The organism is Cysteiniphilum sp. GTC20157 (assembly GCF_055396795.1).
The window spans coordinates 124,153-149,142 of the sequence record NZ_AP044699.1; the positions used below are offsets into that span (position 1 = coordinate 124,153).

A 24,990-nucleotide genomic window follows, 5' to 3' on the forward strand; every position below is an offset into this window, starting at 1 on the left:
TTGGCGCATTATTTTCTTGAGAATGCCTAGGTAGCTATCATTGCTCATACGGTTATTTTTCATCGTTATCCTCATTAATGCCTTTTACTTCAATAACCTCATCTTTTTCTAGCCATATTTCTCGATAATCAAAGCCATCTTCTGTTAGTTTGCGAATAAAGTTCTTATCTATTTTTTCTAATGTAACTGAGTCAAGCTCAATTAAAATCAAATTGTTTTCATCATCTATTTGCTTGATTGTCCCTGTGTAGTCAGAGATATCCAAACCTTTATAGTCAGGATCTTCAGTGCCACATTTAACTCTAACCGTGGCACCCAATCTAAGCTTGTCTGCATTTTCTTTTGATTTGCGCCAATTAAATTTTAACATCCTTACAGCACCTTTCTCTTATGGCTCCACGATCTAGACAATACATTGATTCGATTAAGCTCTTGACTTCTAAGTTGACTGTAAATCGATGACATTGCAGCTTGTGCATTATACGGTTCTTGATCAAGTTTGGTGTTTAACGGGTAACCATATCTTCTTGTGTATTTTCTAACAGTCGTTTCCTTGAAACCAGTTTCTTGACAAACTTCTTTGTAGGATTTGCCTTGCACCTGAAAATTATATAGAACTTCATTCAATGGTAAATTGTATTTGGACTCAACAACCGCTTTAAATGAATCATTAGAATATTGATTAGCCATTATTCGACGACCTCAATTTATCTAGACCCTTCATCATCAGTAGCGCTAAACCATGTTGGGATATAGCCAACTTAAACTGGCTTACGCTAGTGTAACCTAAAAGGCTAGAGATTTTAGTTAATGGCGCACCCTCACCATTTAAAAACCAGCGGCTTGCCGCTCTGTTGTTAGCAAAGTAGCTAACCTGAACACCCAGCATTGGCTTGCCGGTTTTATTTTTTGGTTCATTAAAAATCAAGGTATTTATCCTTTTGTGAAAGTCCAATAATATGTATTAGCTTTCGGTTTTTTTATCTTTTTGTCTTTTTGTTTTCAACACTGCCATCTGAATTTCAACATCATGCAATTTCTGACGTATCTTACTCAGTTCATCAGCTATTTTTTGTTCACGCTTATGGCTGTCTTCCAGTCTTAAAGCACTAATACTGAGTTCTTTTTCAAGTGCCATGATCTTTGAGGTGGTGGCATGTTGGCATTTTTCCAGTTCATTTTGCAGTTCAGCGGTCGTTTTTTCAAGCAATGTTACCTGATCGAGCGCTTCCCGTGTATGTTGTGCCTCGAGATTTAGCTTTTGTTGATAGCTTGCTTCCTGTTCGCTTAACATACTTTTATATGCCGTCTTTAATGCGGTAATAAGTGTTTTAGGTAAGTCTGTAGCATCAGAGACCACCTGTTGCTCCTGCCACTGTTTGATGAAATCAGAAACGGTTGCAAATCCGCCACCTGTCACTGCAAGCACATTGCGCACGGTGACTTTTTCACCATCTGTCATTAATTTTTCGCATACCTGAGCGACTTCATCAAAACTCAGATTATCACGCTTTGCTCTTTTTCCTATTTTATCTGGCATGTTTCAGTACCCGTTCATTTATCTTGAAAACTCAGTGTAACAACAGCTCCTTTGCTATTATCATTCCTATTATCAATGCTGAAGTTTGCTTTTAATTTTTGCGCTATTTGGACACATTGATCAAGTCCTATACCTGTACTGTGTGATGTTGAAATACCTTTTTTGAAGTAATCATTTTTACTTAATTGACTGAAATCAAATCCGTGTCCATTATCAATAAATGATATTTTGTTTTCTTCACATCGTATTAAAATCTCAGTCGCACCGGCTTTAATTGCATTATGTCTAATGTTATTAATAAGCATTTGCATTTCTAGCGGTCTAAAAATACAAATACGGGTAGAGCAATTTTGCAATTTCACAGATAAATTATGCAGAGGCGCATTATTAAGGTAGCTTTCAATAAATTCGTAGATATCTTTGTTTACTGCAAAGGTTTTAGCATCCCAGTTATTTGAAGTAATATCGTTAATTAATTCTTTCATTTCAGACAGGTGAAATAAGGTATATTCAAACTCTGTAATCAAGTCTTGTATTGCTACTTTGTCAGGGTTTTTGTAGTAACTTTTTAGCTCTGCCTGAATATTAGACTGTATTCCATGAGAGATTTGTTTTAAGGCATGTATGATCGCGCCAGTATTAGGCTCACCTGTTTTTATCTGATCTTTCATATTTCAACAGCCCCAATGCTGATCAGCAATAATCTGATGCGCCATATCTAGTAAGGTTTGATCACCTTCTTTTAAGACTTCCAGTAATAATATCTTTTCTTTAAAGTAAACTTTACCAAATTGTTTATCATACTGAAAAATCGATTTAGAGTTATCAATTAGATCCGCTATTTTGATTGTTTTAGCAGCTGGCGGAGCCTTTGTTATGTGATCCCTATCGAGCGCCTTTCTTTTAGCTCTATTGCCGTCATCTGGCTGACTTACATCAGTTAGCCAATAGACAAGTTCAGCAACTTCTTTTCCAAAACTAGCTTCTATTTCTGATAACGTTGTATCAGTATCTTCCACAGTGTCATGTAGCAATGCAGCAATCAGCATTTCTTCGGTATGATCAACCTGACTTACAAGCGCTTTTACAGCACGAGGATGAACAATATAAGGCTCTCCCGTATACTTTCTTAGCTGTCCGTTATGTTTTGATGCTGCAAAGCTATCTGCCTTTGCTACCTGCTTACTCATTTTATTTCTCTAACTTTTAATTGTTAAGACTTCTTCGGTTTCTCTTGCTTCTTTTGCTTCTGTTGTTTCTGCTTTTTTGTTAAACACACCCATCATGAATTCTATAAAATGACGTAGCGTTTCTGTCATAATGACAAAATCAGCATCGAAGCGTTCTATCTCAGATTCAGTGACAATGTCGTTAGCCTTATCCTGGACCAGCTCTAGAAACTTAAGCGACTTAATCATAAACTCATCATTAATCACAAAAGATAGTTCATCTTGCCATGATAGTGCTAATTGTGTGACCTCTCTGCCTGAGTCAATCAAAGAGATAATATCATCGGTAAATAAATTTTGTCGCTGACAACGAATAACACCGCCATCATTGTTGTTATCCTGTAATACACACTGATCTTCTATGGTTAACTCTTGCGGATATTCATTGGTTTTTATCCAGTGAGTCAGTAGCATAGAGACGGGTATTAAATCAGGCATTCTTATTTTTAAGCTGCCCAGTGTTTTACGTAAATTAACGGTTAAGACTTCTGCTTTTTTGCTTGAAGAAGCATTAACAACAAGCCAGCCATTCGCAGTGTCAATATAAGCGTGTATGACAGTATCACGTGTAAAGGCGCGTGGTAACAGGCTTTGGTGAATCTCTTCCTTTAAGGTGTCTTTTTCTTTCTTTTTAACTTTTCTCGATTCGCGCAATTCAATTTCTTCGACTTTTTCATCGAGGATTTCTTTAATTACCGTTGCAGGTACAATCTTTTCCTGAATTTGAAAAGCCAGCATAATAAAGCCATTGGCTTCATAGGCAATCGGTGAATCTTTGGATACGGGTGAAATCCATCCCGTTGAAATTGGTTGAGACGGTGAGCATGGGCTAAACCGATGTTCTTCCAGGCTTTTTTCAACCATTTCAAATGATAAATCAAACGGCTCGATAAATTCAAATAGTGCTATATTTTTAAACCACATTGCATAATACTCCTTATTTGCTGTGTTGTTAATATCATAAAATATCAGTATCGATATTTCAAGATATTATTTATATTTAAATCAAGTCATCGGATGAGTTTATTGGCAACAAGGCATATATTTCTATAGACTGCATTTTACTGTCGCTGAATTCAGCTATTTTTAATTAATTTCACTATTTTCGGATTTTAAAGCTCACCATGCAGATTTTATGCTTTTGGCAAACAAATGCATTACTATGCTTAAGAAATCCTTATTATCGCAATTTATGAGCGCCCATTTTTCAGTCAAATGGTCAAAATTTGTCAAATTTCGTTTTGTTACATTTATTCTATTTAGTCAAGAGAATGATACTTCTCTGTACTTAAATTCAATTCGGCAGTGAAATTCAAATCTTAGGTGCTAAGATTTTAGCGGGCTAATCACATAAAATAGAATGTATTATAAACATTAACTAATAAATGTCGCAAATAATGTAATAGTAGTCAGAGTATTCATGTGACAGATGAAATTGTATAAATGCTTTAAATGTAGGATATATTGCAATATTAAAAAATGCATGTCGCATAATGTCGCAATAGTAAAACAAATGGCAACGCCCTGTATTCTGGTGGTTGGCAGGCTTTCCCCATGCTTACTGTCGCAAAACGGATAAGATTTTTTTGTGCATCTAAGTATTGATCGGTAGTCATGAACAGTGTTAAATTAGGACATGCGTTATGTTATAATATTGCCTAAAAAATTGAGCTTAAATAATGGCGTCGAGTTTATCTGAAAAAGTTGTTGAATTCCTAATGAATAATCAAGACAAGAAATTTACCGCTAAAGAAATTTCTAATTGGATTTTAGCAACATATCCAGATGAATGTTTGCTAAAACAAAAGCGTTCAACTGCAACTGTAAAGACTTTAGATGGTAGAGATGACATCCTGCGACAAATTACTGCCGAGATTGGGGCGCGGCGACCTCGTATCCAGAAAAAACACCCTAAGATTAAAACAACTGAAGGGCGACCGCGTAGGTATTATTTTACAACAGCATCTGATAAAGCGGAAGTTGACTATGTTGAGCAAGATGATACTGTTTTAGGAGCGCAAACTGATAGTTACACTCTTAAAGAGCCTGATTTATATCCAATATTATCTAAATTCATATTATTAGAAATGGATATTTATAGTAAACGTATTGATGAAAAGCGCTCAAGTAATACTAAAGGGCATCGAGGCAATATATGGCTTCACCCTGATGTTGTTGGCATTGAAGACTTAAGTGCTGACTGGCATAATGAAATCAAGGATTGCATACAGCAGTATGGAGTTAAGAAAACAAAGCTGTGGTCATTTGAAGTTAAAATCAAGATTAATCGATCAAATTTACGTGAATCTTTTTTTCAAACAGTTAGTAATTCATCATGGGCTAATTTTGGATATTTAGTTGCTACTGAAATCGAGGGAACGGAGACTATGAATGAGCTACGTATGTTGTCTGGTCTACATGGCATTGGCTTTATTCTCCTTGATGTTGAAAATATATCTGAAAGTCAAATTCTAATTCCTGCCAAAGAGAGAGCGGATGTTGATTGGAATACGGTTAATAGACTAACTTTAGAAAATAAAGATTTTCTGGAATACGTAAAACTTGTTCGTCAATTTTATCAAACAGGTGAGATAAGAAGAATTGATTGGGAACTATGCGGTTGAAGACAGAGCACCACGGGTGATACCTGTAGGTTAATGTGAGTGCCAAAATTAAATACTCAATTTAATTTTGATCGCTTCACAACGTGGAGCGTTAACCGCATAACGAAGTTGTGCAGCGGCTCTGCCTCTAAAGTACCACGGGCTCAGCCTGTGAGTATCTATTTTATACAGGATATGCATATAGGCAATTAGTTTAGTAGTTAGTTTTTACTACTGCTAACCTAAATTGTTCTGAAATTGCTTTTTTCCAATCTGGAGCAGGTCTTCCGCTATTCAATCTGCATTTTATGATTATGTTCTGTAGAATATTTAACAAGCTGCTAGGGTTTGACTTTCCTGACTCAAGAAAATATTTAAAGTCATCTAGTCTCACGGGTACAATATGTACATTAATTTGTTTGTCATCTGGCAGATACCATTCACCTAATCTAAACGTATTAGCTGTATTTGTGTCAATTGTTATAGCTAAAAATAAGCCATAAACTTCTTTTTTTGAATTTGCATATTTTTGAGAAAATTTTGCAACATGGCGTCGGACAGGTTCACCTTCTGCGGCTTCTTGTCTTGAAGATTGCGTTAATGTTACTTCGACAACGAGCACAAAATCATCAAATTCAAATATTAAATCTGATGTTCCACTTGCTGCATGTGATATGGGTTTAAAATCTGGATCAATTTTAAAGTTCCTTGATTCCCAAGGTGGATTAATAATAGAATTAATTGCAAGAAATGCACGCCACACTATCCATTCAAAATAAGCTGGTCTATCGGCTTTGGGTATTTCTAGTTCATCCCCATTTTCGAGAGTCGTAGAATTTTTATTTTCTAGCAATAAATTAATATATGCTATAATCTCATCCATTAATTCAGCTTGTTGAGATGCAAACTCTACCTCTCTTATTTGAAACAACCTCTCTTCAAATTCATATCTTTTAGCATTAATTTGAGCAACATCAATTATCGAGTTTAATTCTTCCTCTGAAGTTTCGATACCATACGCATTAAGCTTTTTAGAAAAACTTAATGCTGTATTTTTTGCTACATTAAAATTATCTGTAGGCAATGGAGCCCCATCGCATAGCCCCTTATAATATTCATTTAAACTTTGAGGCATCCAGAAATGTTCGCTAATTTCAGTTGCTATTGATAGCTTATCTTCATCAATTAGAATGCTAGTTCTTGAAGATTTAAATAAGCCTGTTGATTTTAAATATCTAAAGTTTGTATCTGCGTAATCATTTTTTAATGTACTAGGTTTAAGGTTAGTTTCCAGATAGTTCTTAGCTAAGAATTGTTCTTTTTCTCTAGTGTCAAGCTTATTAATCTCCTCTCTAAAAAGAATAATGTTCTCTGCAATATGACTAGCATCTTCATTATACCAGGCTAGCTCAACAAAAAGCGCCATTTCATCTTTATTAAGCCTGCTGGTTCCCGTTTTCATTTTAAGTATTAGCATAACTTTGAGCACAAAAGAGAATGGCGAGAAGTCAATTTCACTTCTGTCATTAGCAATGCGATATGCAGATAAGGCTCTGAGATAGCATTCCTGCCATGTTTGAAGATTATCTGAGTTTATAAGAGTATGTCCATTTTTAGATATAAAGTCTGGGGGACCGATATGCTCTTGAACATCTGAATGCTTTGATGGCAGTCTTGGAATTAAGAAACCCATTTTCTCCATTGCTGAGCGCCATTTTCGACCAACGCTATTGGTTTGATCGCTTCCAAGTGTAACTAAACCTGATTCGCCTAAACAACTTCTTAATTTAGAGTCTCCGTCAACTCCTCTTATATTTCCCTCTAATTTGTAATTACTAATGGTAATAAGCCCATCCCTTAAACGTAAGGCTGAGCGAACTGTTGTATTGCCAAAATGCCAAGCTTTCATCAGTAACCTACGAATATATATTCTTTCACTGAGTTATTATTATTGTTTTTTTTGTGTCCTTGATTACCAATTGAGTATTTATGTTCAACAGGAACAACCTCAACATGACTTTTATATTTCGATAATAAAGAAACCATCTCATCTAGGGTTGGTAAGCTATTCGATGAATATGAAACTAATAGAATACTAGACCTGTGTTTTTTGAATAATTTTTCAAAGGCCTCATTCGCTCCAGTTCTAGAAGAAAAAGGTGTGGGGTAAGATTTAAATTTTTTTGTTTTAGTATGCTCTTGAATTTCGACACCTTTCCAGTCCCTTGCTATGCCCTCGACAAAGTGATAGCGTCTTACATATTCATTATCCGAGTGCAAAGAATAATAAGGAGGGTCAATGTAGACTAAATCAGCTTTCGTATTGATAGACATCGCGTCTAAATTCTTTGATTTATTCAATTTGCCATTATTAAATATTGCTGCATTAATTTGGTCTATAGCATTTAGGAAATGCTCCTTTAAAGAAAGTTTCAAGTCTTTCCTTCCGTCATTATAACGATAACCCACATAAGTGAAGATGCCCCTCGGTCTTTTTTTAAAGCAAGCGCGAACCAATGCTGTGGTAGCAATAGCACGTTTTGTACCATTACTTAGCCGTTTGATGTTTGCTCTTATATGGTCAATGAGGGCATTTTCTTCATCATCAAAATATAGATCTTTAAACTTATTTTGGACAAAGTAGTCACTATCTGTATTTTGAGACAGCAGGGCTTCAATGTCTTTGCTAGACAAAGTGATGCTATTATTTTCAACCATTGCTTTTGAAAATAATGACGAGAAAGTCATATAATCATTACTGATAACTTTTTTACCTTGAGCTTTAAACATGTAACTTACAATTCCAGAGCCAGAAAACAAATCAAGAACACTCTCATATTCAAAGTTACTTGCTATGGTCATGATTTGTTGTAACAGCTTATTTTTTGAGCCCATATATCTTGTGGCGGGGTATAGATCCACTTGTTTAGGTAGAGATTCCGGCACTAAAGAGAGGTTGATTTTGTGCTTAGGGGATATATTTACAATAACATCTTCGCCAGTTCTTTTCCCACCTTTGCAAGATATATGACGCTTTGTTCTGTATACATCAATTTTAAATTTTCCAAATAACTCATGTACTAGAGGATGATTTGAATTAGTCAAGATTATATAACAGCCTAAATCGTGTAAACGATGTATTTCCTGGGCTAATTCAATATGATCTTCTTCATAAAATTGTTCTTTAGTATACCTCTTAAAGTCAGCATAGTCTGAAATTGGTAGGTATGGTGGATCTAAAAAAATTAAATCGCCAGGCTCTGCATATGTAGATAATATTTTTTTATAGTCACCATGTATAATATTGGCTTTTTGGAGTAATACAGATGCAGCATACAAATTCTCATAATCTATGATTTTTGGATTTTTATATTTTCCATAGGGTACGTTGAATTCTCCATTTCTATTAACTCGGTAAAGACCATTAAAGCAGGTTTTATTTAAAAAAATTGTTCTTGCTGCCATTTCTGATTGAGCAAGTTTATTTGTGTCTTTTGCTCTTATTTCATAAAAACACTTTTCTGAATTGTTATAATGTTTTAAGTGTTCTATAACATTTTCTAGATTGTTTGCAACTTGCGTATATAAATTTATTAACTCTGGATTTAAATCAGAAATAATAGCTTCTTCAGGTTTTAAATTAAAGAATAATGCTCCACCACCAAAAAATGGTTCTATATACTTATTATATTTTTTAGGTAAGCAGCTATTTAACTCATTTAATAATTGTGATTTACCACCAGCCCACTTTAAAAGTGGTTTACATTTTTTTATTTGAATTTCATTTAAGTTATAAGAAACTGCTTGCATTTATTTTTAGCCAAAAATGTTAATAAAATTTGTTAATATTGATTTTAGCATAATCTGAATCTTGATCGGAGACTTTTTGTTCTTTGTTTTCAATCCATGCCGAAGTGTTTTTAGCAATAACTATTTGTCAAATATTGAAGGATTAAAATGTATCAGATTACTTTTGTTTAGAGATACAATTTGTATGTTATTTGTTTTCTCAAGTAGTTTTAATGCCTTGTCACGTCTTGCTTTATCACGCAATGGACTTGATCTTAAAATGTCTCTAGGAGTCGTTTCGACTAATTCTTTGTCTTTGATCCATTTAAGGATAATTTTGGCATCATGCTCAACTTGAGTTTCTTTGTTATCACCAAAGATGCGTTTAGCTTCGTTAAGATGCCATTCAATGATTTGATAAGCTGACTCAACGTAGTTGACCCTAATTTCTGTGCCCTGTTGATCGTCAAAAATATGAAGAAGTGCACTTAATCGAGCAATATTTTCACTGGCTTTTGATGCCAGATCATGAATGCTGTGCCAATGATATTCATTGGCAATGGCTGACTCAATATAATCAAAATATTTAACCCATATTGACTTAGCTGTCTGGCTAAACTTAAGCGTTGGGATATGCCCAAAACCATACTGGTCAACGGGAAGTGTTTTATTCAGACAGCTTTTGATTCGCGCATGAAAGCGCTCAAGATCTTCATTAACACTACTGGCAGGTTCTTTATAGTAACGATTACCCATGGTTGATTCAGGATAAGCAAAAAGTGTCCGTGCAAAGAAACCACTATTGCGATTAATCCCATCATGTTTTTTAGTCATTTGCTCTAAAAGCAGCGGCTGCATCATCAGATTCAAGGTGAAGCGTCTGTCTTTAATGAAAAGATTTCCCGTTGTTTTGCGATGAATTGATATGGGCTTACCATCCCAGAGGCGGTTTAATATACTGGCAAACTTTGTGTTGTCCTTCTGCATAGTTGGGCTAGATAGAAATATGCCTGCCTCATCTGACCAAATACTTCCGGTTGGATATTCTTTTGACAGGTTTTCGCTGAGTGCTTCAACCGTTATATCCTCATATTTTAGTTTAGGCAATAGCGGTATTTCAGGCTCATCAAGCATTACTGAGTCATATTGAGATTCCTGCTCATCTGCATTTTCGCCTGCTTTTGCCATGCGCTTTAGCATCATCAATAAGCCTTTGCGCTTAATTGACCACGTTGTGTGCTCATTCTTCATGCGCTGGTATTCAGGTAGCAGATGTTGAGTTGTTTCAAGTTCCCATTCTTCAATTCCCTGTCCAAACACCTTATCTGCTGCAGATTTTCGCTCACCACTGGAAGCCACGGTAATAAAATACATCGAGATTGGACTAACTAAAACAGCGTCACGCGCGACATTGGCTAACCCTTGACAGGCAAGTGAAATATTAGACAATGCACTATTAGCCAGCAGCGCTATTGGCTGTTGACCATAGTCTGCGTATGATTTTACCGCATTTCTAATAATCTCAGGCAAGGCATCAATAGGATATTCATGTTTGTTTGCTGATATGTGAGATAACGGTATGGGTGTTCTCCAATCCTGCATTTTACTCATGATAGTCTTCAGTTTTTTCTTCAGCAGTTTTAGCAGTTTCAACACTTTCGTTATTTGATTCTTCAGCTACCTGTGATTGTATATCATCATAGACCAGTGGCACCTGATTATCCGTTGTATTGAAGTAAGCTTCAGCTTGATTTAAAAGCTCAGCAAATGTTTCCGCCATCAATAGAAAGTCCGCTTCTTGGCGCATAATTTTATCTTCCTTTTCTAACTCATTATTAAGATCTTTTAAGCCTTCAAGAAATTTGATTGATTTCCACTGAAAACGATCATTTACCGTTAAGCTAAGCTGATCACGCCATGAGATGGCAAGCTCAGATATGGCACCACCTGCTTCAATAAAGGCTAAGATATTGTCTGACAGCATTGTATTGCCCTGACAGGTGATATTGGCAACGCCATCGCCTTGGTCGGTTACAAGTTTGCATTTATCTTCGATCACTATATCACTGGGTGCGGTTCCATCTTTAAACCATACCGTTAACGTTGCTGATATATCCTCATAAAGTGGTTGAATCTTCAAAGACCCAAGCGCTTTGCGTAATAGCGCTGAGAAATCATCAATGGTTTTGTCTGAATTACTGTCAATGACAAGAAAGCCATTAGCAGAATCAATATAACCATAGGTTTGTTTTGATTTACTAAATGCCTTGGTTAGTAGCATCTGTTGTACTTCATCTTTAATCGTTTCTTTTTCGTGCTTACCTATTTTTGTATTTTGCAGACGCTCAATTTCTTCGATCTTCTGTGCGGTATGCTCATTAACAACCTGAGATGGCAACACCTTCTCCTCTGTTTTAATACAAAGCAGATGGAATGCATTGATACTGTGGAATGTATCTTCATGATCTTTGATAAAAGGATGCACCCATCCTGATGCTGATGCCTGACCTGGTGCGCATGATTTAAAAGCAAAATCACCGAGTGAATTTGCCAGTTGCTCAACGTCAATTTCTTGATTTAACTTAAATGCAGTAACATTTTTAAAAAACATATAATCCTCAACTTTAACATTAATTTCAGTATTTTAATCGCTGACTTATTATACATTATCAGCAACTTCCACAATAATTATTTGTTTTACTTTTCTTTTTGTCTTATTTAGGACTTACGCATTGATGGCAGCGTGATTATATGTTAGTTCCCCTGTATACTGATATGCACATGAATATGGATAGACTTTCAATAAAGATGGCAAGATTAGTAACTCGACCGCCAACAGCTCAATGCACATTACCAATGTACGTTGGTTTCCTTATTAGCGAACCCAAATTCGTTAGCTGTCAACGTGTTGCTGAAGTCTTGAACATATCCCATGATAGTGTGAATCGTTTTTTACAAAGAGAAAGCTATACACCCTTAGATTTGTATAATGAGGTGAAGCCAAATATTGACCCTTGTGGTGGCGTCTTAAGTGTTGATGATAGCGTATTAGATAAACCCTATTCTCATCAGATCTCCTATGTTGGGCATTATTATTCCGGAAAGCATCATGCTGTGGTGAAAGGAATCAATTTGATTACGCTATATTACACTGACTCTCATGATCGCAGCTTTCCTGTTAACTATCGTATTTATGACAAATCTGAAGGCAAAACCAAGAATGAATATTTTTTGGAAATGCTTCATGAAGTTCTATCATGGGGGTTATCCCCTGCTTGGGTCACTGGTGATAGCTGGTATAGTTGCGTTAAGAATTTGAAGGCCATAAAAAACCATGGTTTGGGATTTTTATTTGCACTAGAGAGTAATCGCAAAGTATCTGAGCATAAAGGAAAGTGGCAACTTGTGCGTGATTTAGAAATACCCGATGAAGGTTTATTAGTTTGGCTAAAAGAATATGGACATACCAAGCTTTTTAGGACGCATTTGAAAGACCAAATGAGGCATTATGTTATGGATGTACCATTTTCTGAAGATCCAACTGATGACTCAGGGAAATGGATGACAGTTACCCAATCAGTTTTTTCCAAACTCCATGCACAGCACTGGCAAATAGAACAATACCATCGAGTTATAAAGCAGGTGTGTCATATCGAACATTTTCAGGTACGCACTGCATCTTCTGTCAATACACATATTTTTGCAGGTATTTGTGGTTATGTTGCACTACAAAGAATGAAAGTGACTGACCTGATGAAAAACTGTTATCAGCTATCCAGAGATCTCTTTAAAACAGTTATTGCACAGTTTGTAAAAGAGTTTGCACCCTCAATGGGATCGCTATTACCAAAATTTACGCCATCCATCAATGCGTAAGTCCTACATATACTCCATGCGTTGCAATACTATCAAAAGACAGGCTTTTTGCCCTTTTTCTTGCTTTTTCCCTTTGTGAAATTTGCTCCTGCAAGTTCATGGTTTTCTCATCCATATTCCCTCCTTTCATTACGTACTAACCAACTATATACCACCCGCAAACCATTTTACCCTATTTCTGCCATTGAATTTCTTGTTCTTTTGAGTCATCAGATATTGCTAATAGTCCGAGCTATTACCTGCAACCCAATGACTTAAAACTATCAAAAACTTCTTCAACATTAAACACCGAAAAATGATTCGCGAGTGCTATAGCCATGTATGTTAGTGAAGCAAAGACAGTGGAATTTTCAAGGAAGATACAGGCAGGTATTTTTAAATAGATAAGTTCATGCTACCCTTTATGCTATCAATTACACCTTCACACCTATTAGACATGAGAGATTTACAAAGCTGGCTAGATGAGTATGCACAAAGCCACCAAAACCAAACCAATAAGAAAATTCACTATATCTGTGTTCCTGTCATCATGTTTAGCCTGCTTGGAATACTATGGAGTATTTCAGGTTGGCTACTTGGGTTGATCGTTGTGGTTAGTATGATTTTTTATATCAAACTGTCGCTAAAGCTGAGTATTTACATGCTTGTTATCACATTAGTTATGATCGGAATTTTAGCGATTCTCCCTTATATGTTAACTATCTGTATTGTTCTTTTTATCATTAGTTGGATATTTCAATTTATTGGTCATCAGATAGAGGGGAAAAAGCCCTCTTTCTTGAAGGATTTACAATTTCTATTAGTGGGCCCTTTATGGATATTAAGCCGTGCTATTGATACAAAATTAAACTAGAATAATGCCATCTTTAGTATGAATATAATCCATTAATTTAATAATGATAAAAGAATCTGCAATTATAAACGCAGTGAATCACCTGCAGCAGCATGATATCGTTGCTTTGCCGACAGAGTCTATTTACGGCTTAAGCTCAATCATCACCCCTAAAGCTATCTCACAAATCATTGCCTTAAAAAAGCGCCCTAAAGAAAAAGGATTTATTGTTCTTTCTGGAGATATCAACCACCTTATCCCTTATATTGATGTAACCAATCTCAAAGCAGAGCACTTAGACAAAATACGCCAAAACACTACAAAAAGAGCCACTACTTGGATTTGCCCTGTTAAGAAACAATACCAATGGCTAACTGGCAAATTTGATAGCATCGCGATACGACTTAGTACACATCCTGTATTGTGTGAGATTACCAAGCGGATGGGAGAGGCAATCATCTCAACAAGTGCAAATATCTCTAGTATGCCACCTGCTGCAACAGCCAATGAAATTTTGCAATATTTCAAAGGAGAAATTTCGTATATCTACCCTGAAAGCACTCAAGGTACAAACAAGCCCTCAAAAATTATCGATCTGATATCTGGCAAAGTTATTAGGGAATAATCAGCTAGCGACAAGCACTGTTTTCACATTTGCAAGCTCTCGAAGCGCTTCAACGGAACACTCTCTACCATAACCCGATTGCTTGACACCCCCAAATGGTAAAGCGGGGTGAGAGGCGACACATTGGTTAATAAAGCACATCCCAGCTTCAATTCGATGTTTTGCCACCTTTTTTGCATAATCGATATCTTGTGTGAAAATGCCGCTTCCTAGGCCATACTGTGATTGATTTGCAAGCGCGATTGCCTCCTCGTCATTATGCGAGACAATAATACTGATTACAGGACCAAAAAGCTCCTCCTGAAAGGCTGTCATTTCAGGGGTGACATTTGTCAACACAGTTGGCTCATAGTATACAACATGCGCATTCTCACTTGGAACTTCTTTGCCGCCTATCAGCAATCTTGCACCTTGATCAATACTCTTAGCAATTTGTCTATTGAGATTATCCCTAAGATGCGCCCTGGCCATAGGTCCCATTGTTGTCTCATCATCCAACGGATTCCCCATTTTAATCGTTTTAACAGCCTCAAGAACTGCTTTTTCAAATGCCTCTTTAATACTGACATCCACAATTAATCGCTTGGGTGAAATACACACCTGACCTGCATTGGCCATTCTCACTTTGACTATGTGCTTCGCCACTTCATCAACATCAACATCAGCACGAATAATACAAGCATCTGAGCCACCTAGCTCTAAAACGGCCTTTTTAAACACCTCACCTGCTTGTTTGGCAACAATGGCTCCCGCTCGATTACTACCCGTTAAGGTCACTGCCGCAATATCAGGATGTTTAATAATATGCTCTGATAAACTCAAATCAATTGCGATGTTTTTAAAGATATTTAACCCTGTTGCTTCAAAGATAATAGATTCAATCGCATAACCTGCACCAATGACATTCTCTGCATGTTTTAATACAATGCCATTACCGATCAGTAAACTTGGAATTGCAGCTCTTAAGACCTGCCAAAAAGGAAAGTTCCACGGCATAATGGTATAGATCACACCAAGTGGCTCAAAGACACGCTCAGCATTAAGCCCTTCAAAATCAATTTTCTGAGCCGCCATAAATGCTTTGCCATGCTCGGTATAATACGAACATAAAAAGGCACACTTCTCTACCTCAGCGATACTCTCTTTAAGCGTTTTTCCCATTTCATTTGTCATAAGAAGCGCATAGTCATGCTTATTTTTAAGCAAAATTTGTCCGATTTTTTCAATACATTTAAGCCTTTGATCAATCGTATGCTCATGCCAACGTTTTTGTGCATCTTTTACATCCAAAATCACTTCATCTAACTGTATCTTTGATAAAGTGGGATACTCCCCGAGAGTCTCTCCCGTTGCTGGATTTATACTTTGATATTTATCAATCATCACTTTTCCACCGTTGAAATTAAAAAAGGTTAAACAATTCGTTTTAAATGTTCAAAGAGCTTCATATTCTCACTATAGTCAATTGGAACCAAAAGAACACTTGGTCGATCTGTTATCTTATCAATTCTCTCAAATGCCTCAGCCAACATAGAAGGCGCCTCAATCACTTCGGCATAACAACCAAAAGCCTCTGCTACCTGTAGTAAATTTGGGTTATGTAAATCAATATGTGGATACTGATTAAAATGCATTTCCTGCTTCCACTTGATTAATCCATAATGATCATCAATCCATATAATAACGGTAATAGCTTGTTTTAATGCACTGGCAGAGGCTAAAGCTTGTATACTCATAATGAAACCACCATCACCACAAAGTGCTACAACGCGCCTATTAGGGTGAATCTGTTTTGCAGCCAATGCCGATGGCATACTGCCGCCCATAGAGCAAAACCCATTACTGATAAAACAAGTTTTTGATTGATATGCTCGATACTGCCTTGCGACCCACATCTTATGTGCCCCAACATCACTAAATAACAAATCATCATCGGCTAAAACTTCTCGCAATCTATGTAAAAATGCTTTTGGTTTAGAGGGGAATGAGTCATTGTTATCATCTTGATTAAGATCATCCTTAACCAGTTTTTGTATTGCTTTAAATGATTGAATATCATCTTTAGTACAGCCTTGAGTGAGTTGTTTATTAATCTGAGTGAGTATACCTCCGATATCACCGATCATCTCTAAGCTTGGCAAATAGGCACTATCCACTTCAGCCGGTGCAACGTTGATATGAATAATTTTTTTATCCCCACGCGGGTTCCATCTATCAGGCGCCCATTCAACAAGATCATAACCGATAAAGATCACAAGGTCAGCTTCATCAAATGCCTTAACTGCTATATCTTTCATCCCCATACCAACGGTATACAGTGATTTCTCATAATGATCTGAAATCACCCCTTTACCCATAAAAGTGCTTGCACCATAAAGATTTGCCGTTGTTAGAAAGCGCTTAAGCGGTTTATCTAACGCTTGACGCACAGCTGAATCACCTGCAAGAACAATCGGTTTTTTAGCACTTTGCAATAATTGAATAAAACTTGAGATCGACTCCTCTGCAATCTCTTTGTTATCACTGACTGTAATTTTTGGCAAAATACTGAGTTTGGCATTTACTTCCATTGCTGCAATATCTTCTGGAAACTCAATTAAAACCGCCCCTGGTAAGCCCTCTTGTGCTCGCTTGAATGCCTTGGCGACGATTTCAGGAATCGTGTCTGCATCACGAATCGTCACCGCCCACTTGGTGACAGATTTATACATATCCACCGAGTCCATATTCTGGTGTGATATCTTATGTAACCTGTGTGTACTTGCCTGACCAATAATGACAATTAAAGGCATATGATCCATATTTGCTTGAGCAAAACCTGTTAGAAGATTGGTTGCCCCTGGACCTCATGTTGATAAACAAACTCCAGGCTGTCCTGTTAAATAACCCTCCATCGCTGCACTAAATGCTGCTGTTTGCTCATGACGCATGGTTAAAAACTCAATGTTAGAGTCTAAAAGTGAACTCATTACATCGGCATTTTCCTCACCTGGAACACCATATATTCTATAGCTTCCTTGTGCCTCAATGCACTTTAATAACAAATCAGATGCTTTCATACAAGCCACCTTTTTGAAAAGCTGATAAGTCAATCTTAGCAAGGATCATTATCGATGCAACACCTTCACAAGCATTGATAATGCTTATGACAATTTTTTATTCTTCAGTATACTTAAACGCATCTAGGGTTATTGGATAACAATATGCAAATACACAAATACAAACATCATGACTGGATCATCTGGTTTATCGTCGCGTTTTTTTATTTCTATGAGTATATTTTGCGCTCAGCACCAAGCATTATGATCAAACAACTTAAACAGTACCTTCATGTTAATAACCTAGCCATTGCTGCCATTATCGGGGCTTTCTATATAGCTATGCCCCACTACAGCTTGTTGCTGGCTCTTTAATGGATAAATTTGGCGGTAAAAAGATTTTGCCTTTTGCCGTCCTTTTATGTGCCATTGGCTGCTTTTTATTTATTGTGCAAGATAGCACAACGATGTTGATTGGTAGACTATTGATCGGTGCGGGCTCAGCATTTGCCTTTGTTGGCATTATCTATGTTGCAACGAACTGGATAGATAAATCTCATCATGGGCTTGTATTTGGGTTAACTCAAGCCATGGGTATGATTGGCGGCATTGCAGGGCAAGCTATTTTAGTGCGCACAACAACTGCGAGTAACTGGCCAAATGATTGGATTGCGCTCGCGGTTATTGGGGTTATTCTAACGGTTATTCTTTTATTTATTATTCCTAAAAGGCCTGCTGCATTAACAAAAGCCGCTCATAAAAAAGGCAGCCTTTTTAAAAACTATTTACCTTTTATCAAAAATTATCGCTGCTGGTTTATCTCGCTATCAGGCGGGTTTATCTTTATTCCAACAACCGTATTTGCAATGCTCTGGGGCGTTCCCTATCTAGAAAAAGCATATTTACTTAGCTCTCAAGATGCAGCAACACTTTGCTCACTAGTATTATTTGGTTGGGTGTTTGGCAGCCCCCTTGCTGGAATCATCTCTGATAAAATGCAATCCTTTAAAGCCACGATTCTTATCAGCTATATCGGAGTATTGGTGGTTTTTAGCTTAATTATTTACACTCCGTTATTTAGTGATATGATCATCTTGGGCATAGCCATGTTCTTATTAGGCTTATTCTCAGGCGCCCAAATTTTGGTATTTGCTGTCACTAAAAATCATACCCCTGAGCATGCCAAAGGCACTTCAATAGGTGCGTGTAATTTTCTTGTATTTATCACAACAGCTATTTTAATTCCACTTTCTGGTATTATTATGCGCCTATTCAATGATCAAGAGATTCAATACTTTAGCGCGCATGATTTTGAGGCCAGTTTTATATACATTATCATTTGCATTATTATCGCTTTTTTTGCGCTACTTGCAGCACCGAAGGCAGAATAAACTTACCCTTTTAAAAATAATGCTGTTACATCAATAGAGGCATAATATTGATAAAGTAAATGCTCAAGTGCCTCATTTTTCTGGCTCGATTTGGTATAAAGCCCTTCTTCAAACTGATAGAACACAGCTTGTGAACCGAGTAAAACAGCGCCATCTTTATTTGCAGCCAAACCTGTCGAGTTAAACGCCACACCCTCCTTGGCATTTGAGAGCATGCTATGCCCAATGGCATAATAGCTGGTATTTGGCAGAGTGAGCTCAATTAAAGTTGGCATAATATCCTTATGCGAGCCAAACTTACTTGTATCAATCGTATATCTTGCCAGTGCTTCACTTGGAGCATATAAATAAAACGGAACTGCTGATTTTAAAAACATCTCTTGATCAGAGGTTTTATACCCTCGATAAGCGTGATCACCTGTGATTGCGATTACCGTTTCCTCTGCTAAATGTGACTCTTTTACAGTTGACACAAAACGACCCAGTGCATCATTACAATATTCATATACTTTAAAACGCTTCAGTGCCTCATCTGATCGAAGAAATCGATTTTGGTATTTTTCAACTAAGGCCATATTTGCAAACTCAAACGACGGATCTGTAGAAAAAGGCGGGTGATTTGTGGTACTCAATACAACAATAAATTGTGGCGTAGTTGCCTTTTGCAGATATTTGCCAACATAGTCAATCAGATATCCATCATATAGCCCCCACTCATTGCCAATATCAGATTTCTCATCGAGTCCAAGCTCATGTGTAATATTCTTCTCACCTTTTATATGATCAAACCCTTGCGACTCAAGAAATTTACCAATGTTTCGCCAAGAGAGAAGCCCTCCATAGGCTGCCATTGTTTCATAACCTAATTGCTTATAAAGCGCGGCAACAGAAGAAGGTAATAGCTGATTTAAGTATTGTGATTCAGTAAGTGCATTTGCAAAAGGCAACATCATCATATTTGCAATCAATGAGGCAAAACTCTCTGCTGTCCCGTTTGCATCTGATAGAAAGTTATAAAATACCTGATCTTGATCAAAGTGCGGCTCTAATGAGCCTAAAAGCTTTCTTGCCTCTTTATCTTCAATTAAAAACTGGGAACCAAAACTCTCCATCATAAACACAACCACATGTGGTGGCTTTTTTTGCTCGAATGAAGCGCTTTGACGCAGCATAAGCTCTTGAACGGTGCTGGCATTAGAATGTGGCGATATGACTTCTTTCACTTTATTGAAGTCCTGGTACAGCGGCGTTTCAAACTCTTTATTATTTTTGCTTTTCTTACGCATTTTCATCATGTAATACATCAAGGTAACAGGGTTATTACAAAGTGAATTTAAAAAAGCATGCTCACTGACATACGCATGTTTCACTGACAACGGCATATGTCTTAAAGTGCCACGTGTGAAGATAATATTTAGCACAACTAAAACAACCCAAATCAGCAAAAAGCTCCAAAGTGAGTGAAATATAGGAATAAACGCAGAGAGTAGTACCAGCTTTAAAACAACAAAGACACAGACCAATAAAAGCAAGATACCCGCAAGATACCCTATCACATTATAATCTTTCCAAATCGTAATTAATAAGGCTTTCAAATCATCATCGATAAGCCCCCAGATAAGGTAGTTTATTCTATCGCTGAAGTAAGAATAGAAAAAATAATCTGTAATAATCATCGTTAAAAATGCAATCAATGCCAGAAAATAATACACTAATATGATGATATAAAAGCTAAAGCTCAGCACTGGAAAGAAAAAAGCGGCAATTGCAAGGACTAGTGGAAAGAAGTTAACTGAAGCTATATTTTTCAAATCAAAGCGAATGCCCAGCACATGCGCTTTGAAAAGGTCTTTTTGATATGCTGGGCGCATTTTTTTATCTGAATAACGATAATAGAAAAATACCCGTCCTAAAGTGAAGATCACGCCACTTAACAAAGAAAAAGCGATAATGGGTAAAATAAGCTGCATATCAAGCCCCTGTAGATGCAATTTTAACTATTTAGTCAAATGGGCGGGTGGCAAATAGGCAATCTGAAAACGCATTGGCTTTTGATTTGGTTTTGCTCTTTCCCATTTTACTTCTTGAAAAGGTGTAATAATTAAATTGGGATATTCATTTAAAATCTCCTTGGAGAAATGATCGTGACCTTCCATTTGAGGAATAAGAATAAATACAGCACCTTTTTCACGCAAATCTTTCATATTAAGCGCAGGATTAAGTGCTGGATTAAAATCAATTAATCCTTCCGGGCGATCTTGAGAGTATCTTGCCATATAACTAACTGGACGGTTATACCCTGCCACATAGCGAAGTGGCGTATGATAGCGCTCATGCCAAGATTCTGTCATGATTTTAGCAATTGCTCTTGCAGGATAATTGGCACTTGAGGTCTTACTTCTTGATAGTGAAATACTATAACCTGTAATTAATAATACGGTAACGAGTCCCGCAACAAACATAACACGATATACTTTCGCTTTTGTTAAAATAGGTTTAGTCCATGCAAGTAAAATCACGCACCACATGCTTAAAAGTGGAATTCCCCACATCGTATAAATGCGCCATCCTGTTGTCATTGAAATCAAAACGGTTAATAAAAATGGTGCAATACCCACATAAAACAAAAATCGATGATCATATTGACTGATCACAGGCTTATCATTGAGTTTATTGTTTTTTACTTTGCCAAAATAACCAAAAAGAAACACAGCAACAGCGCCCATAAATGTGCCTATTTGCGCAAAGAAAAAATCAATCCCATAACCAAAATGCTTAGTAAAAAGACTTGCTGTATCCGCTGAGCGATGCAAGACAGATAGTGAAAACTGAATAGGAACAAAATCATAAACAAACAACCAAATAGCATGCGGTGTGGAAATGGCAAAAACAATAACAAGCGCCAAGTATATTTTATACTCTTTAAAAAAACGATGGTTTGATTTATCAAATAGCATAAACAGGAACATGGTTACAAGTGGCACGGCCGTGTAATACTTCGCCATCATCCCAACACCTGCAATCACACCCAAATATAACCAATGCTTTAGCCTATTTGTTGTCAAACTCCGGTAGAAATACAAAAACATCAAAGGCCAAAGCCCAAGTTCACAAGCATTATCGTTAAAGTCAACGACCCCTAAATTGTAATATTGGATGGCAACTAGAATAATAACAGCAACCAAGGCCAAATAATCATTTTTTAAAATGATTCTGCCAAGGCGCCATACGGACCAAATCGCTAAGAGCACCATCAATTGCGAGAGCAGATATACGCTCCAATCTTGATCACCACTTACCCAAAGTGCAAATTTTGTTAAAAGCGCATTAAACCAAGGATCTCTCGGATACCCCCACTGTAAAACCTGCCCCCACATGGCTCCCTCAGTAGAGTCCATTGGCGTCACAAACCTAACAAGTGAAGGGGTTAACACCCACAAAAACGCATAGATAATAAAAAACGACCAAAGTAAATAGCTTGCTTTTGGTAGCCTTTGCATAAAACACACTGTCCCTAGAAAATAATATTTTATGTATCATAACAAGGAAAATTTGTTTTTCAACTGCAATCTACCGCTAGAATAAACGCGCCTAAAATACGGTGATTTTAAATTATATTGCATTAACAGTCATGAAAAGGCTAAGGTTAAAACATCCTTGGAGATTATAAAAGAAAAAAGCTGCTTTTACTATTTAGGCGCCATTGGTTTAATATACTTTTTATAGCTCTCTGTTTCGCTGTTATCATCCACCCTCGCATTAGGGTAACCTAAGTGTTTCATAGTTTGCCAACAAACCAGCATTACAACTCCACCGCAAATAATTGCAATCACTAAATCAATCGGCTCATACAGCATGATCTTAGGGATAACCTTGCCAATTAATATATAAACAACAAAAGTGATAAAAAAACCAATCGCCAAGAGTTCTGCATAAAATACAAGATTCATAAAGCTTTTATTATTCGTATACATATCAATCATCCTCCACTCAAAGTGATCTATAGGCATCAGAAAAGTATTTCATAGCACTTTTCACTTTGTCTTCGCATGATTTCTGCAAACTTTTTTACAACTAAGTCCCACAAAATACTTCAAGATGGATATACTAATTTTAGCTGATTTTTATAATAATGGTTGGCTTAGATATAAAATAAGGCGCAACCTCACTCCACTGAGAGCTTGGTGGTCTCTTTAGTTGATTTACAAAATGTCTCCTTAATAAAGAAGCTTGAAACAATCAGCGCAATAAACATAAAGGCAATTAACACAATAAAAGCGCTTTGATAATTGCTAATACTGATAGCGCTTCCTTGTGATAAATGCGAAATAACAGCGCCAACGATTGGCGCACAGATGCCTGTCACCAGCATAATCATGGCATTATTTAATCCTAAGCCTGCTGCTAGATAATTATGATTACATTGCTCAGCCATGATAGCAAAGCCAATACTTTGCCCACTTGCGCCAATACCAAGAAGGAAAAAGGCAATTGTTATCACAACGATATTAATTGGGAAGTACACAATCAATATGACCGCAACCAGACCACAAAAGGCCGATAGCATCATAACTTTTTTGCGCTTATTTAGCACATCTGAAATAAGCCCAAGAAGCGGACAACCAATTGCATAGCCAAGCCAAGAGACCGTTAGCATGTCAGAGGAAGCATCTGAGCTAAATCCATGGAGCATCAAAAAAGCCTTACCACTATTTTCCGATAAATACTCAATTGAGAAGTACACACAAGCTGAGAAAATAGCAATAAGCCATACCTGAGGCTGCTTCATTAATGCCAAAAGCCCATAACGCACAGGCTCTGATTTTTTTAAAATACGAAAGCCTTGAATGTTATCTGTGTTATTTTTAACGATGCTAATCACCAACAGCGCAATCAATATACCATAGGACTTACGCATTGATGGATGGCGTAAATTTTGGTAATAGCGATCCCATTGAGGGTGCAAACTCTTTTACAAACTGTGCAATAACTGTTTTAAAGAGATCTCTGGATAGCTGATAACAGTTTTTCATCAGGTCAGTCACTTTCATTCTTTGTAGTGCAACATAACCACAAATACCTGCAAAAATATGTGTATTGACAGAAGATGCAGTGCGTACCTGAAAATGTTCGATATGACACACCTGCTTTATAACTCGATGGTATTGTTCTATTTGCCAGTGCTGTGCATGGAGTTTGGAAAAAACTGATTGGGTAACTGTCATCCATTTCCCTGAGTCATCAGTTGGATCTTCAGAAAATGGTACATCCATAACATAATGCCTCATTTGGTCTTTCAAATGCGTCCTAAAAAGCTTGGTATGTCCATATTCTTTTAGCCAAACTAATAAACCTTCATCGGGTATTTCTAAATCACGCACAAGTTGCCACTTTCCTTTATGCTCAGATACTTTGCGATTACTCTCTAGTGCAAATAAAAATCCCAAACCATGGTTTTTTATGGCCTTCAAATTCTTAACGCAACTATACCAGCTATCACCAGTGACCCAAGCAGGGGATAACCCCCATGATAGAACTTCATGAAGCATTTCCAAAAAATATTCATTCTTGGTTTTGCCTTCAGATTTGTCATAAATACGATAGTTAACAGGAAAGCTGCGATCATGAGAGTCAGTGTAATATAGCGTAATCAAATTGATTCCTTTCACCACAGCATGATGCTTTCCGGAATAATAATGCCCAACATAGGAGATCTGATGAGAATAGGGTTTATCTAATACGCTATCATCAACACTTAAGACGCCACCACAAGGGTCAATATTTGGCTTCACCTCATTATACAAATCTAAGGGTGTATAGCTTTCTCTTTGTAAAAAACGATTCACACTATCATGGGATATGTTCAAGACTTCAGCAACACGTTGACAGCTAACGAATTTGGGTTCGCTAATAAGGAAACCAACGTACATTGGTAATGTGCATTGAGCTGTTGGCGGTCGAGTTACTAATCTTGCCATCTTTATTGAAAGTCTATCCATATTCATGTGCATATCAGTATACAGGGGAACTAACATATAATCACGCTGCCATCAATGCGTAAGTCCTA

At 36.9% G+C, this 24,990-nt stretch carries 23 protein-coding genes and 2 pseudogenes; 5 read left to right on the top strand and 20 right to left on the bottom strand.

What is annotated here, in order from left to right; all coding sequences use genetic code 11:
- Positions 1 to 52: 52 nt before the first annotated feature.
- Genes ACZ5V8_RS12025 through ACZ5V8_RS12055 form a run of 7 tightly spaced genes read right to left on the bottom strand, consistent with a single transcriptional unit; the run spans position 53 to position 3,693 of the window.
- Positions 53 to 370 (bottom strand): hypothetical protein, encoded by a 318-nt coding sequence (locus ACZ5V8_RS12025; protein ID WP_464218794.1) that lies wholly within the window; start codon positions 368 to 370, stop codon positions 53 to 55.
- Positions 371 to 372: 2 nt separating this feature from the next.
- Positions 373 to 690 (bottom strand): hypothetical protein, encoded by a 318-nt coding sequence (locus tag ACZ5V8_RS12030; RefSeq protein WP_464218795.1) that lies wholly within the window; start codon positions 688 to 690, stop codon positions 373 to 375.
- A complete protein-coding gene (locus ACZ5V8_RS12035) occupies positions 683 to 928 on the bottom strand; it encodes a hypothetical protein (protein ID WP_464218796.1) in 246 nt (81 codons plus the stop codon). Before ACZ5V8_RS12035 ends, ACZ5V8_RS12030 begins: the two co-directional genes overlap by 8 nt.
- A 36-nt stretch (positions 929 to 964) precedes the next feature.
- Positions 965 to 1,540 carry a DNA-binding protein gene (locus ACZ5V8_RS12040; RefSeq protein WP_464218797.1) on the bottom strand — a complete coding sequence of 192 codons (576 nt, stop codon included), beginning with the start codon at positions 1,538 to 1,540 and terminating at the stop codon, positions 965 to 967.
- A gap of 14 nt (positions 1,541 to 1,554) precedes the next feature.
- The gene (locus ACZ5V8_RS12045) at positions 1,555 to 2,211 is read right to left on the bottom strand and encodes an ATP-binding protein (protein ID WP_464218798.1); all 657 of its coding nucleotides are present in this window, start codon (positions 2,209 to 2,211) and stop codon (positions 1,555 to 1,557) included.
- A gap of 3 nt (positions 2,212 to 2,214) precedes the next feature.
- Complete coding sequence (locus ACZ5V8_RS12050; protein ID WP_464218799.1) at positions 2,215 to 2,730, bottom strand: HD domain-containing protein; 516 nt, start codon at positions 2,728 to 2,730, stop codon at positions 2,215 to 2,217.
- Between the two features lie 9 nt (positions 2,731 to 2,739).
- Positions 2,740 to 3,693, bottom strand: a complete 954-nt coding sequence (locus tag ACZ5V8_RS12055) for a recombination-associated protein RdgC (protein ID WP_464218800.1) — start codon at positions 3,691 to 3,693, stop codon at positions 2,740 to 2,742.
- Between the two features lie 755 nt (positions 3,694 to 4,448).
- Here ACZ5V8_RS12055 and ACZ5V8_RS12060 point away from each other — a divergent pair.
- Positions 4,449 to 5,393, top strand: coding sequence for a COG2958 family protein (locus tag ACZ5V8_RS12060; protein WP_464218801.1), 945 nt, complete (start codon positions 4,449 to 4,451; stop codon positions 5,391 to 5,393).
- Positions 5,394 to 5,586: 193 nt separating this feature from the next.
- On the opposite strand, the gene ACZ5V8_RS12065 is transcribed toward ACZ5V8_RS12060, so the two are convergent.
- From ACZ5V8_RS12065 to ACZ5V8_RS12080, 4 genes are all read right to left on the bottom strand, one after another.
- A complete protein-coding gene (locus ACZ5V8_RS12065; RefSeq protein WP_464218802.1) occupies positions 5,587 to 7,281 on the bottom strand; it encodes an AlwI family type II restriction endonuclease in 1,695 nt (564 codons plus the stop codon).
- Complete coding sequence (locus tag ACZ5V8_RS12070; RefSeq protein ID WP_464218803.1) at positions 7,281 to 9,182, bottom strand: Dam family site-specific DNA-(adenine-N6)-methyltransferase; 1,902 nt, start codon at positions 9,180 to 9,182, stop codon at positions 7,281 to 7,283. The genes ACZ5V8_RS12065 and ACZ5V8_RS12070 overlap by 1 nt, the downstream gene beginning before the upstream one ends.
- 120 nt (positions 9,183 to 9,302) lie before the next feature.
- Entirely contained in the window at positions 9,303 to 10,772 is a 1,470-nt protein-coding gene (locus ACZ5V8_RS12075) for a YfjI family protein (RefSeq protein ID WP_464218804.1), read from the bottom strand.
- Entirely contained in the window at positions 10,765 to 11,772 is a 1,008-nt protein-coding gene (locus tag ACZ5V8_RS12080; RefSeq protein ID WP_464218805.1) for a recombination-associated protein RdgC, read from the bottom strand. The genes ACZ5V8_RS12075 and ACZ5V8_RS12080 overlap by 8 nt, the downstream gene beginning before the upstream one ends.
- A 197-nt stretch (positions 11,773 to 11,969) precedes the next feature.
- Between ACZ5V8_RS12080 and ACZ5V8_RS12085 the strand changes: the two genes are divergently transcribed.
- Positions 11,970 to 13,037 carry an IS701 family transposase gene (locus ACZ5V8_RS12085; RefSeq protein ID WP_464218806.1) on the top strand — a complete coding sequence of 356 codons (1,068 nt, stop codon included), beginning with the start codon at positions 11,970 to 11,972 and terminating at the stop codon, positions 13,035 to 13,037.
- Here ACZ5V8_RS12085 and ACZ5V8_RS12090 read toward each other — a convergent pair.
- Positions 13,027 to 13,152: a hypothetical protein gene (locus ACZ5V8_RS12090; protein ID WP_464218807.1), complete on the bottom strand. Its 126-nt coding sequence runs from the start codon at positions 13,150 to 13,152 to the stop codon at positions 13,027 to 13,029. The genes ACZ5V8_RS12085 and ACZ5V8_RS12090 overlap by 11 nt on opposite strands.
- A 321-nt stretch (positions 13,153 to 13,473) precedes the next feature.
- Between ACZ5V8_RS12090 and ACZ5V8_RS12095 the strand changes: the two genes are divergently transcribed.
- Positions 13,474 to 13,890 (top strand): Mpo1 family 2-hydroxy fatty acid dioxygenase, encoded by a 417-nt coding sequence (locus tag ACZ5V8_RS12095; RefSeq protein ID WP_464218885.1) that lies wholly within the window; start codon positions 13,474 to 13,476, stop codon positions 13,888 to 13,890.
- Between the two features lie 43 nt (positions 13,891 to 13,933).
- Complete coding sequence (locus ACZ5V8_RS12100; protein WP_464218808.1) at positions 13,934 to 14,494, top strand: L-threonylcarbamoyladenylate synthase; 561 nt, start codon at positions 13,934 to 13,936, stop codon at positions 14,492 to 14,494.
- Here ACZ5V8_RS12100 and ACZ5V8_RS12105 read toward each other — a convergent pair whose 3' ends face one another.
- The 3 genes and pseudogenes from ACZ5V8_RS12105 to ACZ5V8_RS12115 form a co-directional block, all read right to left on the bottom strand.
- Positions 14,495 to 15,877 carry an aldehyde dehydrogenase family protein gene (locus ACZ5V8_RS12105; protein WP_464218809.1) on the bottom strand — a complete coding sequence of 461 codons (1,383 nt, stop codon included), beginning with the start codon at positions 15,875 to 15,877 and terminating at the stop codon, positions 14,495 to 14,497.
- Between the two features lie 29 nt (positions 15,878 to 15,906).
- Entirely contained in the window at positions 15,907 to 17,220 is a 1,314-nt protein-coding gene (locus ACZ5V8_RS12110) for a thiamine pyrophosphate-dependent enzyme (RefSeq protein WP_464218886.1), read from the bottom strand.
- A pseudogene (locus ACZ5V8_RS12115) lies at positions 17,218 to 17,553 on the bottom strand (thiamine pyrophosphate-binding protein); the annotation flags it as partial. The gene ACZ5V8_RS12110 and the pseudogene ACZ5V8_RS12115, both read right to left, overlap by 3 nt.
- A gap of 320 nt (positions 17,554 to 17,873) precedes the next feature.
- On the opposite strand from ACZ5V8_RS12115, the pseudogene ACZ5V8_RS12120 reads away from it, so the two are divergent.
- Positions 17,874 to 18,923: pseudogene (locus ACZ5V8_RS12120) on the top strand (MFS transporter); the annotation flags it as partial.
- A 2-nt stretch (positions 18,924 to 18,925) separates the two neighbouring features.
- On the opposite strand, the gene ACZ5V8_RS12125 reads toward ACZ5V8_RS12120, so the two are convergent.
- The 5 genes from ACZ5V8_RS12125 to ACZ5V8_RS12145 all read right to left on the bottom strand — a co-directional run bounded on the left by ACZ5V8_RS12125 (position 18,926) and on the right by ACZ5V8_RS12145 (position 24,901).
- The gene (locus ACZ5V8_RS12125) at positions 18,926 to 20,893 is read right to left on the bottom strand and encodes an LTA synthase family protein (RefSeq protein WP_464218810.1); all 1,968 of its coding nucleotides are present in this window, start codon (positions 20,891 to 20,893) and stop codon (positions 18,926 to 18,928) included.
- 27 nt (positions 20,894 to 20,920) lie between these two features.
- Positions 20,921 to 22,423 carry a glycosyltransferase family 39 protein gene (locus ACZ5V8_RS12130; RefSeq protein WP_464218811.1) on the bottom strand — a complete coding sequence of 501 codons (1,503 nt, stop codon included), beginning with the start codon at positions 22,421 to 22,423 and terminating at the stop codon, positions 20,921 to 20,923.
- A 189-nt stretch (positions 22,424 to 22,612) separates the two neighbouring features.
- Positions 22,613 to 22,897, bottom strand: coding sequence for a hypothetical protein (locus ACZ5V8_RS12135; RefSeq protein ID WP_464218812.1), 285 nt, complete (start codon positions 22,895 to 22,897; stop codon positions 22,613 to 22,615).
- Between the two features lie 191 nt (positions 22,898 to 23,088).
- On the bottom strand, positions 23,089 to 23,841 hold the full coding sequence (locus ACZ5V8_RS12140; RefSeq protein WP_464218813.1) for an MFS transporter: 753 nt from the start codon (positions 23,839 to 23,841) through the stop codon (positions 23,089 to 23,091).
- Complete coding sequence (locus ACZ5V8_RS12145; RefSeq protein ID WP_464218806.1) at positions 23,834 to 24,901, bottom strand: IS701 family transposase; 1,068 nt, start codon at positions 24,899 to 24,901, stop codon at positions 23,834 to 23,836. The genes ACZ5V8_RS12140 and ACZ5V8_RS12145 overlap by 8 nt, the downstream gene beginning before the upstream one ends.
- Positions 24,902 to 24,990 lie beyond the last annotated feature (89 nt).